The sequence below is a fragment of the Microcystis sp. M20BS1 genome (assembly GCF_020245305.1).
GTDB classification, from domain to species: Bacteria; Cyanobacteriota; Cyanobacteriia; order Cyanobacteriales; family Microcystaceae; genus Microcystis; species Microcystis ichthyoblabe_A.
Genome location: NZ_JADBUZ010000139.1, coordinates 1 through 11,975, shown reverse-complemented (window position 1 = coordinate 11,975; position 11,975 = coordinate 1). Strand labels below are relative to the sequence as shown.

Genomic DNA, 11,975 nt, shown 5'->3' with positions numbered 1-11,975 from the left:
AAATCGGCTAAATCCTTATCTGGCAAGGGACTTAATTGATTAGCTCGTTCTAGATTGAAAACAATTGGCAAAAATCGCAGCCATGTCTTTCTATATAAGGGTTTCACCCCTTATAACTCCCGTCCATTGCATAACACAAACCGAAGAACCAAAATAATCAAAGCTTTTTGCTTGGTTGGATTCTAGGCTATTTAAGGGATTAGGCTCATTGAAACTACTAATTTGCTATAACCAGTCTAGGAGAGCCTTACTGATTACTATTTACTGATTACTGATTACTGATTACTGTTTACTGATAACTGACCTAGCTTATGAACCGTCAAAAATTTACTTGGGGATATTCTAGTTATAAATTGCGTCAGAGAGAAAATTTTAAAGAATTTCTGTGTTTACTGGGATTATTAATAGCGGCCTTAATTATCTATCTAGTGGGATTAGGTAATTTACCCTTGCGGGATTGGGATGAGGCAACAATCGCTCAGGTAGCCAAGGAAATTAGCCAAACCCCCCTGGAACAATTGCGCTGGTTATTTCCTAGTCTTTGGGGTGATCCCTACCTGAATAAACCGCCGTTGATTCACAGTTTAATTGGTCTAACCTACCATTTTTGGGGCATCAATGAGGCCAATACTAGACTAATTCCCGCTTTTTTTACAGCTTTATCGGTGCCGCTTCTCTATCTTCTCGGTCGAGAAATTTTTCCCGCTCGTTTGCCAGCTTTACTGTCGGCCTTGATCTATTTAACTCTTTTGCCGGTGGTGCGCCATGGCCGTTTAGCCATGTTGGATGGAGCGGTATTGTGTTTTGAAATGCTGATGTTTGTTGGTTTACTGCGCTCACGACGCGATTTACGCTGGTCTGTGGGGGCGGGGTTAGGATTTGCCCTCCTTTGTCTGACTAAGGGTATTATGGGGCTATTATTGGCGGGTATCGGCTTTATTTTTCTGCTCTGGGATACCCCCCGGTTATTAACTTCTGCCTATTTTTGGTCGGGTTGGTTATTGGGAGCATCCCCCGCTTTTGCTTGGTATGCCGCCCAATTTTGGCACTACGAGCGGGAGTTTCTCGATTCCCTTTTTGTTCAACAGTTAAAGCGAGTTAGTGACGATCTGGACAATCATCGCGGACCGTTTTGGTATTATCTGCTAGAAATTATTAAATATAGTTGGCCCTGGTTAATTTTCTCGGTTTGGGGTTTACGTTTAGCTCGTCAGGAATATCTCTACAGTTGGGCGAAGTTACTGTTAGTTTGGACGGGTGTTTATCTGTTGGTGGTTTCGGTAATGGCGACTAAATTGCCTTGGTATATTCTGCCGATCTATCCGGCCTTGGCTTTAGCGGCCGGTTATGCCTTGGCGCAGATGGTTAATCTTCCCATCGATCGCACCTATAATCCAATCTGGTCAATTATTCTGGGTATTATCGGCGTTGTGACGGGTTTATTAGCTTTAATAGCCTATTTCCCTGGTAATTTTGCCGCTATCGAACCTATCCATCCCTTAATTATTTTAACCTTATTGTCACTGTCCCTGACCATGGTGACAACGGCAATTTTGTTAGCTCGGCGCTCGGAACAATTCAGCGTGGTTTTACTCTGGGGAATGTTGGTTTCTTTGTTTATTTTTGTCAATTCTCCCCTGTGGATCTGGGAATTAAATGAGAATTTCTCTGTCAAACCGGTGGCGAGTTTAGTGCAGAAATATGTGCCGGCCGATCACCCTGTTTATATTGCTTTTGCCTACGAGCGCCCCTCGTTAAATTTTTATAGTGGTCGTCGGGTTTTTCCCCTTGCTACTGAAGAATTAATCAATCATTGGCAAAGTCACAAGCAACCTTACCTAATTATCGATCGTCAAACCAAAGAAGCTAGTGATTTAGAAGGATTAAAGGCGATCGAGTCCACGGATTCCGGTTGGTTTTTGGTGACGAAACAGTAGTGGGGTTAATTTTGTGCATACTTTCGATCTTAGGTTTGCTGGGTAAAATGTATTCTAAGATACAGTCCTGCTGGCGAGGGAGTGGGAGGAACCACTCCAGACACAGAGGACACGAAGATTGATCGCTTCTATAGTAAGTTAAACTGATCACACAAAGAATAAGAGAGCCAAATTTTACCAGTTGCGTTAAAATCACCCCTAGCGATCAAACGCAGCACTTTTGTAATTGTTGAAACCGAGATTAATATGCTAAATAGGTCAATTACGGCCGAGAAAACTGAGGAATTCGCTCCTGCTGACCTGCAAGACCTGCTAGACTGTACCGATAGCTTTGTTAACCGTCATATTGGACCGACGGAGACGGAAATCGAGAAAATGCTGGCGGTTTTGGGTGTTGCTACTGTTGAGGAGTTAATCGCTCAAACTGTCCCGTCAGGAATTCGTTTACAAAAAAGCCTTAATTTACCACCTGCCTTGAGTGAATACGCCGCTCTTGCCCAATTAAAAGCTATTGCCTCGAAAAATCAGGTATTTCGCTCCTTTATCGGCCTGGGCTACCATGACTGTATCACCCCACCGGTAATTCTCCGCAACATCTTAGAAAATCCGGGTTGGTACACCGCCTATACTCCCTATCAAGCGGAAATCGCCCAGGGACGCTTAGAAGCTCTCTTAAACTTCCAAACTCTCATCACTAGCTTAACCGGTCTAGAAATTGCTAACGCTTCCCTCCTCGATGAAGGAACAGCAGCCGCGGAAGCGATGAGCATGAGTTATGGACTATGTAAAACTAAAGCCAATGCTTTCTTTATCTCCAGTAGTTGCCATCCCCAAACGATTGAAGTTGTTAAAACCAGAGCGATTCCTTTAGGTATTGACATTATTATCGAGGATCATCGTCTCTTTGACTTCCAAACGCCAATTTTTGGCGCATTATTACAATATCCAGCCACCGATGGCGTAATTTATGATTATCGGGAATTTATCGCCAAAGCGCAGGAAAATGGGGCTTTAGTCACCGTTGCCGCCGATATTCTCAGTTTAGCCCTGTTTACTCCCCCCGGCGAATTGGGGGCTGATATTGCCGTGGGTAGCAGTCAACGCTTTGGGGTTCCCTTGGGTTATGGGGGTCCCCATGCCGCCTATTTTGCCACCAAAGATGTCTATAAACGCAGTATTCCGGGGCGCATTGTCGGGGTATCGAAGGATAGTCAGGGTAAACCCGCACTGCGTTTAGCTTTGCAAACCCGCGAACAACATATCCGCCGGGATAAAGCCACCAGTAATATTTGTACCGCACAGGTGTTACTAGCGGTGATTGCTTCCATGTACGCGGTGTATCACGGACCGGAAGGAATCAAGAAAATCGCCCAAAGAGTGCAGAAATTAACCGCTTTATTGGCAAATGGTTTAAAAAAGTTGGGTTATCAAGTGGGGAAAGAACCGTACTTCGATACGCTCAAAGTTACGGTATCCACGGGAGTTAAGGATATCTTCGCCAAGGCAAAAACCCATAAGATTAATCTGCGTTATTTTGATGAGAATAATCTAGGAATTAGTCTCGATGAAACCACCAGTCTCAGGGATGTGTGGGATTTATGGCAAATTTTTGCCCCCACCGAGGAATTACCCTTTACCACGGCGGAATTAGTCGAGAAAATTAGTCTAGAATTACCCGCTAATTTAACCCGTACCAGTGCCTATCTTACCGAGCCGGTGTTCAATCGTTACCACTCGGAAACGGAATTACTCAGATATCTGCACCGTCTGGAAACAAAGGATCTAGCCTTAAATACTTCCATGATTCCCCTCGGTTCCTGTACGATGAAACTCAATGCCGTAGCGGAGATGATTCCAGTAACTTGGGCAGAATTCGGCAAATTACACCCTTTTGCTCCGATTGACCAAGCAGAAGGCTATCAACTGCTCTTTCAACAGTTAGAGACTTGGTTAGGGGAAATTACCGGGTTTGATGGCATTTCCCTACAACCGAACGCAGGTTCTCAGGGAGAATATGCTGGTTTACAGGTGATCCGAGCCTACCATGAAAGTCGCGGTCAAGGTCATCGTCAGATTTGCTTAATTCCTGAGTCCGCTCACGGGACTAATCCTGCCAGTGCCGTTATGTGTGGTATGAAAGTAGTGGCGGTTAATTGCGATTCTCGGGGCAATATTGATATTGATGACCTGAAAACTAAGGCCCAGAAGCATCAGGATAATCTAGCGGCTTTGATGGTGACGTATCCTTCCACTCACGGCGTTTTTGAACAGGGAATTAGCGAAATTTGCGCCTTGATTCATCAATACGGTGGTCAAGTGTATATGGATGGCGCCAATATGAATGCTCAGGTGGGTTTATGTCGTCCGGCGGATTTTGGCGCTGATGTCTGTCACTTGAATCTCCATAAAACTTTCTGTATTCCCCACGGTGGTGGCGGCCCCGGTATGGGACCAATCGGAGTAAAATCCCATTTAGTGCCTTTTCTGCCCGATGTTTCCCTAGTTTTGGCGAAATTATCCCCAGAAACCGCTAACGGTAAGCATCAGGACTCAATTGGCGCAATTTCGGCCGCGCCTTGGGGTAGTGCCAGCATTTTGGTGATTTCTTGGATGTATATCGCTATGATGGGGGCAGCCGGCTTGAAAAAAGCGACAGAAGTGGCAATTTTGAACGCTAATTATCTGGCTTTTCGTCTGGAGTCGGCCTATCCGGTGTTATTTAAGGGTAGCGCGGGAACGGTTGCCCACGAGTGCGTGATCGATTTACGTCCCCTGAAAAAACAGGCCGGCATCGAGGTGGAAGATGTGGCAAAACGCTTGATGGATTTCGGTTTCCACGCGCCGACGGTTTCTTGGCCCGTGGCGGGTACAATGATGGTGGAACCCACGGAAAGCGAATCTTTGGGCGAATTAGACCGTTTTTGTGAAGCTTTGTTAACTATCTATCAAGAGGTACAAGCGATCGCTAATGGTAGCATGGATCCCCACGATAATCCTTTGAAAAATGCCCCCCACACAGCTGCGGTTTTAACTGCCGATGATTGGAGTCGTCCCTATTCCCGTCAACAGGCAGCTTACCCGCTTTCTTGGCTAAAAGATTATAAATTCTGGCCGGTAGTGGGACGGGTTGATAATGCTTACGGGGACAGAAATCTGGTTTGTTCCTGTGAGGGGATGGACGCTTATAAGTAATCGTAATTCCTTGATAATATTTGGTGGGGTAGTGGCAAATTACCCCGCTTTTTTCTGGTTTTTCGGAACTTGATCCGTAAAATTAAGTACCTCTTGTGCCACTCGCTCACAACTGCCTACTGTTCCTAAACCGGCTTTAGTTTCTGCGTATTCATCTAACATTTTTTGGCGACGTTGCTGATTTAATAATAAATCTAGACATTCCTGCATAATTCTTTCTGGGTTAGCTTCCTCTTGTAATAATTCGGGAACAATTTCTCGCATTAAAACTAAATTTACTGGTGAGACAAATGGTACAGAAAGCTTCATAATATTGCGGGCAATCCAAGCAGTAACTGCACTTAAACGGTAAACCACCACCTGCGGCACATTTAACAAAGCAATTTCGAGATTAACTGTACCAGACTTAGCCACAGCCAGATCGGCTGCGGCAATCGCTTCTAAAGTCTGATCTCGTTCCATAATCACCGCATTTAATCCATATTCCGCTACTAATTCTCGCATTTTTGGTTCGTATAAAGCTAGGGGAACGGGAATTAAAAACTTAATATCGGGAATTTTTTCCTGTAATTTTTTAGCAGCAGCACACACCGTCGGCACGAGATATTTAAACTCCTGTTGACGGGAAGCAGGTAATAAAGCGATTACCGTTTCTTCGGGTTTTATTGCCCATTTTTGCCGCATTTCTTGCCGATTGGGAGCATTAGCCATACGATCAACTAAAGGATGTCCCACCCAAGTTACCGGTAAACCTTTTGTTTCAAAAAAACGAGCTTCAGCGGGAAAAATTGCCAATAATTTATCAGTGACGGCGATTAATTTTTCCGTATTAAATAACTTTTCTGCTGTGGCTCTGAGTTTAGCTGAGGGGATATTTTCTTCTGACCAAATCCACACCTGTGGGGCAATATAATAAATAATTGGGACACCGGGAATAATTTTTTTAGCCGACTGACCGATTGCCACATTTGCCCCCACATAATCAATTAAAATAATGATATCAGGGGGATTATCTCTAAAAAACTCTTTTGCTCGTTTTTGTAGTTGTAAAGTTGGCCAAATAAAGGGGATAGATTCAATTAATCCCATGGCAGCCAGTCGAGTGGTTTTACCCAACATTTTTGCTCCGGCTAACTCCATGCGATCGCCACCTAGGGCAAAAATTTCTAACTCAATTGCCTGGGTTTTAGCTAGTTTAAAAAGGGATTCAATCAGCATGGCTGCCTGTAAATCACCCGATACCTCACCCGTACTAATAAATATACGCATTTGGATAATTATTTGATAATAAAAGAATTCAGGAGACAGGATTGCTGGAGATAGGATTGCTGGAGATTGTTTTTATTTATTCTTCCCACTTCCCCATCACCCTACACCCCACACCCCACAGACTGTTCCTCAATCAATAAATTATTTCCCCGGAATTAAACCGCGGCGTTTTTCTCCGGTGGTAGAGGATTGTAAAAATTGACAGAGATGTTGAACATGGGGGTTATCGGTTAAGAGAGAAACTTGTTCTAAAGCCTCCTGAAGATTTATATTAGAACGATAGATAATCCGAAAAGCTTTTTTCAGTAAAGCTAGATCTTCATCGGTAAAACCTGCTCTTTGTAAACCGACTAAATTAAGAGTTCGCACCCGACAGGGATTGCCTTCCACTAAAGTAAAAGGGGGAACATCGCGATCAATACGACTCATTCCTCCTAACATGGCCATTTTGCCAATATGAACAAATTGATGTACTCCTAAAACCCCCCCGATAACTGCTTTTGATTCGATCTGGACATGACCAGCCAAGGCGACACTATTAGCGATAATAATGTTATCTTGCAAAATACAATTATGGGCAACGTGAACATAGGCCATTAATAAATTATTACTGCCAATTTGGGTAACTTCTCCCGTATCCGTGGCGCGATTAATCGTGACAAACTCGCGAATTTGGTTATAATCACCAATTTCTACGCTACTTTCGCCCCCTTTATACTTTAAATCCTGTGGTTCATTACCAATAACAGCCCCAGAAAAAATATGATTACCCTTGCCAATTTTAGTCGGACCCTCAATGACCACATGGGCATCAATAATTGTATCAGCTTCAATTTCCACATTGGCCCCGATCACAGCATAGGGACCAACTTTAACCTTGGGATCAAGTTTTGCCGACGGATGGATAACCGCAGTGGGGTGGATTAACGTATTCAAAGGGAAGTCTCCCGCGCTCAACTTCGTCACTGTATGAATCATGGTATAGCTTATCCTATATTGGACAGATTGTGATCAAGATTGATAGCGGTTGCTTAGGGAGGGGACGACTTTAATGGGGAACCAGAACCCGATAAACTATTAACCAGATTCTCTTGGTTCCTTCGTCCCTCCCATCCTGATAAAAAATATATGAGCAATAATAGACCTAAAATTATAGTCTTAGATGACGACCCGACAGGTTCCCAAACAGTCCATAGTTGTCTGTTATTGATGCGGTGGGATGAAGATACTCTCCGCTTGGGATTGGCAGATAATGCGCCAATTTTCTTTGTTTTGACCAATACGCGCGCTTTAACCCCCGAAAAAGCCGAGTCTGTCACCAGAGAAGTCTGTCATAACCTGAAAACTGCCTTAACTAAAGAGGGAATCGAGGATTTTTTGGTGGTTAGTCGTTCCGATTCTACCCTGCGCGGGCATTATCCGATCGAAACTGATGTTATTGCCGAAGAATTGGGCGGTTTTGATGCACATTTCCTGATTCCAGCCTTTTTTGAGGGGGGGAGAATCACTCGCGATAGTATTCACTATTTAATCATCGATGGCGTTCCCACTCCCGTCCACGAGACGGAATTTGCTCGCGATTCGGTTTTTGCCTACCACTACAGTTATCTGCCGGATTATGTGGAGGAGAAAACGCAAGGTAAAATTAAAGCAGATGATGTAGAGAGATTTTTACTGGCAGATATCCGTCAAGGTAGTTTAGAACGACTGCAAAAGCTCAAAAATAATCAATGTGGGGTGGTAGATGGGGAAACTCAAGCGGATCTCGATCGCTTTGCTGAAGATATTTTAACCGCCGCAGGGGAGGGAAAAAAATTTTTATTCCGTAGTGCCGCCAGTATTTTAACTTCTTTGGCTAATTTAGGAACTCAACCGATCGCACCCGAATCTATGGGTAAGTATAAGCCCACGGGGGAAGCCGGGGCAATTATCGTCGGTTCCCACGTCAAAAAAACTAGCCAACAATTAGATAAACTGCTTCAACAACCCAACACCGTCGGAGTCGAAATCGATGTGACGGCATTGCGCGATCGTCCTGAGCAACGAGATCAACTCCTAGCACAAGCTCTGGAAAAAGTCAAGCTTATTCACAAAAATAAACAAACCCCCGTGATCTATACCAGTCGGCAAGAGTTAACCTTTGCCTCTGTGCAGAAACGCCTTGATTTTGGGGTTGCCGTCTCCACCCTGTTAATGGACATTGTTAAGGGTTTACCCAGTGATATCAGTTTTTTAATCAGTAAAGGCGGAATTACCTCCAATGATGTCTTAAGTACGGGTTTAAGCCTGCAATCGGCCCGTTTACTCGGTCAGATTCTCCCCGGTGTCTCCATGGTCCGCACAGAAGCCGATCATCCCCTCTTTCCTAATTTACCCGTGGTTCTTTTCCCGGGTAACGTCGGTGATGTCCAAGCTTTAGCCACAGTTTATCAACGTTTGTGTCAATAGGAGGCAATCAGTGATCAGTGAGCAGATGTGAGTTTTCAGGTTCTTCGTTACTTGGTATGGTTCGATAGGGGGGCATAAATCGACTAAATCCTTATCTGGCAAGAGACTTAATTGATTAGTTCGCTCTAGAGCAAAAACAATTGACAAAAATCGCCAAATGTCTTTCTCTATAAGGGTTCCATCCCTTATAACCTCCATTCATTGCATAACACAAACCGAAGAGCCAAATCTCGAATGCAATTTTTCCGTCTTCAAGCTAAAGTGCTTGAGACGCATGACTTCTCGGACTCTGTCTAAAAGTCGAGCGGTATAATTAATAGTTAGGCTACAAGAAAGGAGTGCTGATGAAAAGTCATACGCAATCGATTTGGGATTCTCTTTTGGCCTTGAGAGAATACATTCGTGATGGCATCGTTCGCCAAATGCAGGGGGCGACTTCATTTGGGGGGGACGATATGGTTCCCCTAAAGGAGGCGTATCTCGCCTGTGAAAGGGGGCGTCCCTTTGTTTCTGATGATCTGTACGGATCCGCTTCAAGTTGTGTCACTGTGGCCTTGAACGGGTTGAACGGGATGCTCCAAGAGATGCGAAGAGCGATTACTATTCAGAATCCCGCAGATCGAGCAAGGGTTTTGCAAGCGATCTCTGATCAGGCCAGAAAGGCGACTCTTGATTCCTATGAGGCTGCATTGCTCCTTTTAGAACCCATTATAAAGAGAGATGAACCACTGGAGGTGGCAGTGACTAATAATTTCAATGGACCCAATTTCGGGCAGATCAATCCTGTGGTTGTCAGTCATTCTGAAATAGACAATTCCTTTAATCAGAGAATAGACAATTCCTTTAATCAGAGAACTGATAACGAAAAAACTCTCGCAGAAGCTGCTGCTGAAATTCAAAAACTCCTGGAACAGCTTGAAAAAACAAATCCGACTGCAACTGAAGCTGACAAAATAACTTATGTTAATATTGCAACAAAGCCTGATCTAAAACAACGAGTAATTGCTGCACTAAAAGAAGGAAGTAAAACAGCCATTGACGAATTTATCGTGGACAACAAATATCTCAAGGTTGTGAAGGCAGTAATTCAAGGTTGGTTGCTGCCGAATGGATGACTTAATCATTTTAGTGCGATCGCCGCTCTTGTAGGGTGCGTTAACGAAGTGTAACGCACCTAATCTATGGTTATTCAATAATTGATGTAATGGTTGATTACGCTGCGCTAATCCACCCTACGGGGGGTTAAAATTATTATTCTTCCCCTATTTTTTCGGTTATGCTACAGTGCTTGTGAAGCAGCATAGACTTTTACTTCCTTCTCTAAACGTTCTCTGAGCCTATCTTTTTCTACTTCAATATCATACCTTGTTTGAAGATTCATCCAGAACCTTTCAGACATACCAAAATAACGAGAAAGCCTTAAGGCAATATCGGCAGTAATTCCTCGCTTTTCCTCGATAATTTCCTTGATTTGCTCTATTGGTACATTAAGATCTTCTGCCAAACGTTCTTGGCTAATTTCCATCGGTTTGAGAAATTCTTCTAACAGAATCTCACCAGGATGAATGGGGGCTAATAATTTTTTCTCAGTCATGATTATTGAGTAACAATTAATGATGATCGACTATTTCTACATTGTAGGCGTTGCCATTTTTCCAAATAAAACAGATCCTCCACTGATCGTTAATTCGGATACTATGCTGATTTTTTCTATCTCCTGAGAGTTTTTCCAACCGATTAGATGGAGGAATGTATAAATCCTGTAAAGTTTCGGCCGCGTCTAAAACTTCTAGCTTTCTCCGAGCATTTCGTTGAATATCTTGAGGTAATTTTCGTGAAAATTTACGTTTGAATACCTGCTCTGTCTCCTTAGATGCAAAACTCTTAATCATCAATAATTAGGAAAATGCACTACTATCATATCATCTTAGTGCGATCATCGATCTTATGCTAACGTTAGATCGCAATCTTTCTGTGGAGGTGCAGTTGAAAGTGTATCTGTGGGTTACGATCGCTTTTTCAACCACCTTATCACTAGCTAATCTTCTTGGCTATCAAGGATTAAAGCGTCAAGAGAATTGGGAAAATCACCTCGCTCAACCATTTTTGTGAAAACTTTGTAACAATCATTTTTATCCCCTTGTTTGCGAGGATAGCCTAGCCATAAAACAAAAATTGCTTTATACTCCTCGGTTTGTATAGCCCGAAAGAATAAGCGATAACGGTCAGGTAGTCCCATCTTTTTGACTCTTCCGTAATGCTTGAGCGCCCCAGTCAGAGCAAAATGGGAAGCAAAAGGGTCGAGAGGGATTTTTTCTTTAATGGCGACCATAATCGCCCTGTAGAGTTTGACTGTAGAATGAGTACGGTATGCTTCTGTTGGCAAGGTGTTTTTTAGTTTACGAACCTCAACTTGTAAATCGCGGCGTTGTTGCCCAAAAAGTCTTTTAATAAAGTAGATTCGCCAACCGTTAACTATCAAGTTCTACTCCTGTCATCAACTCTTCATCGACCGCTGCCATCGCTTCTGTATAAGCTTCTAACTCAGCATCAGGATTTAATAGGGCTTGCTTGGTCAGAAAATCTAAAAATAAACTCATCATCAGTTCATCTTCCTCCTGTTCTACAGATTGAGGCTGTAAGCGGACTAATAAGGTATCAGGGCTGATAACTTCAACAGCACCTTTAGCTTCCTTAAACTGGGGATTATCCTTAAAAAAACTGGCACTCAAACGGAAACCTGAAGCATTGCCTATCCTAGCCCAGGTTAGATTGTATTGTTTGTTACTCATGATTTTAGGCAAGGTTTACTACATATCATGTTATTACATAATTTAATAACATACAAGGTTGCCCAGCTTCTCAACCGCGTTTTAGCTGAACTTCCCCCATACATATATACTATAGGGGAGCGCGCCGAGAAAGCCATCGAGTAAAACTAGCGGATTTCGATTTAAGTACCTAAGCAAAATTAATTAGGGTTTGCTGAAAAAGCTTTTCCTGGGGGCAGGGTGTGGGGTGTGGGGTGTGGGGTGTGGGGTTTTACCGATTTTGAGGTAGTCAATTACCTAATTTTCAGGGAAAAAGTACCTGAATTTTCCCCCCGATCCCCGCAACGGCTGGCACTTT

General features: G+C 43.4%; 11 protein-coding genes. 4 read left to right on the top strand and 7 right to left on the bottom strand.

Annotation, left to right across the window (positions count from 1 at the left end; genetic code table 11):
* Nucleotides 1–311 precede the first annotated feature (311 nt).
* Both IM507_RS14285 and gcvP read left to right on the top strand, forming a co-directional pair.
* Nucleotides 312–1,937, top strand: a complete 1,626-nt coding sequence (locus IM507_RS14285; protein ID WP_287637245.1) for an ArnT family glycosyltransferase — start codon at nt 312–314, stop codon at nt 1,935–1,937.
* Between the two features lie 246 nt (nt 1,938–2,183).
* Entirely contained in the window at nt 2,184–5,129 is a 2,946-nt protein-coding gene (gene gcvP / locus IM507_RS14280) for an aminomethyl-transferring glycine dehydrogenase (RefSeq protein WP_002732527.1), read from the top strand.
* A gap of 39 nt (nt 5,130–5,168) precedes the next feature.
* On the opposite strand, the gene lpxB is transcribed toward gcvP, so the two are convergent.
* Together lpxB and lpxA are read right to left on the bottom strand one after the other, a co-directional pair.
* Nucleotides 5,169–6,398 carry a lipid-A-disaccharide synthase gene (gene lpxB / locus IM507_RS14275; RefSeq protein ID WP_287637244.1) on the bottom strand — a complete coding sequence of 410 codons (1,230 nt, stop codon included), beginning with the start codon at nt 6,396–6,398 and terminating at the stop codon, nt 5,169–5,171.
* Nucleotides 6,399–6,539: 141 nt separating this feature from the next.
* On the bottom strand, nt 6,540–7,376 hold the full coding sequence (lpxA, locus tag IM507_RS14270; RefSeq protein ID WP_036401272.1) for an acyl-ACP--UDP-N-acetylglucosamine O-acyltransferase: 837 nt from the start codon (nt 7,374–7,376) through the stop codon (nt 6,540–6,542).
* A 150-nt stretch (nt 7,377–7,526) separates the two neighbouring features.
* Between lpxA and IM507_RS14265 the strand changes: the two genes are divergently transcribed.
* Nucleotides 7,527–8,846 (top strand): four-carbon acid sugar kinase family protein, encoded by a 1,320-nt coding sequence (locus IM507_RS14265; protein WP_287637243.1) that lies wholly within the window; start codon nt 7,527–7,529, stop codon nt 8,844–8,846.
* Here IM507_RS14265 and IM507_RS14260 read toward each other — a convergent pair.
* A complete protein-coding gene (locus tag IM507_RS14260; protein ID WP_071590271.1) occupies nt 8,814–9,044 on the bottom strand; it encodes a hypothetical protein in 231 nt (76 codons plus the stop codon). The two genes, IM507_RS14265 and IM507_RS14260, sit on opposite strands and share 33 nt — an antisense overlap.
* 146 nt (nt 9,045–9,190) lie before the next feature.
* Here IM507_RS14260 and IM507_RS14255 point away from each other — a divergent pair, with 146 nt between their 5' ends.
* Entirely contained in the window at nt 9,191–9,961 is a 771-nt protein-coding gene (locus tag IM507_RS14255) for an MCP four helix bundle domain-containing protein (RefSeq protein WP_002732402.1), read from the top strand.
* Between the two features lie 164 nt (nt 9,962–10,125).
* Here the strand turns inward: IM507_RS14255 and IM507_RS14250 are convergent, their stop codons facing one another.
* The 4 genes from IM507_RS14250 to IM507_RS14235 all read right to left on the bottom strand — a co-directional run bounded on the left by IM507_RS14250 (nt 10,126) and on the right by IM507_RS14235 (nt 11,638).
* Nucleotides 10,126–10,440 (bottom strand): HigA family addiction module antitoxin, encoded by a 315-nt coding sequence (locus IM507_RS14250; protein WP_002733868.1) that lies wholly within the window; start codon nt 10,438–10,440, stop codon nt 10,126–10,128.
* 16 nt (nt 10,441–10,456) lie between these two features.
* The gene (locus tag IM507_RS14245) at nt 10,457–10,738 is read right to left on the bottom strand and encodes a type II toxin-antitoxin system RelE/ParE family toxin (protein WP_287637242.1); all 282 of its coding nucleotides are present in this window, start codon (nt 10,736–10,738) and stop codon (nt 10,457–10,459) included.
* A 146-nt stretch (nt 10,739–10,884) separates the two neighbouring features.
* The gene (locus IM507_RS14240; protein WP_002733269.1) at nt 10,885–11,328 is read right to left on the bottom strand and encodes a type II toxin-antitoxin system YhaV family toxin; all 444 of its coding nucleotides are present in this window, start codon (nt 11,326–11,328) and stop codon (nt 10,885–10,887) included.
* Entirely contained in the window at nt 11,318–11,638 is a 321-nt protein-coding gene (locus IM507_RS14235; RefSeq protein ID WP_002793380.1) for a hypothetical protein, read from the bottom strand. Before IM507_RS14235 ends, IM507_RS14240 begins: the two co-directional genes overlap by 11 nt.
* Nucleotides 11,639–11,975: the final 337 nt, after the last annotated feature.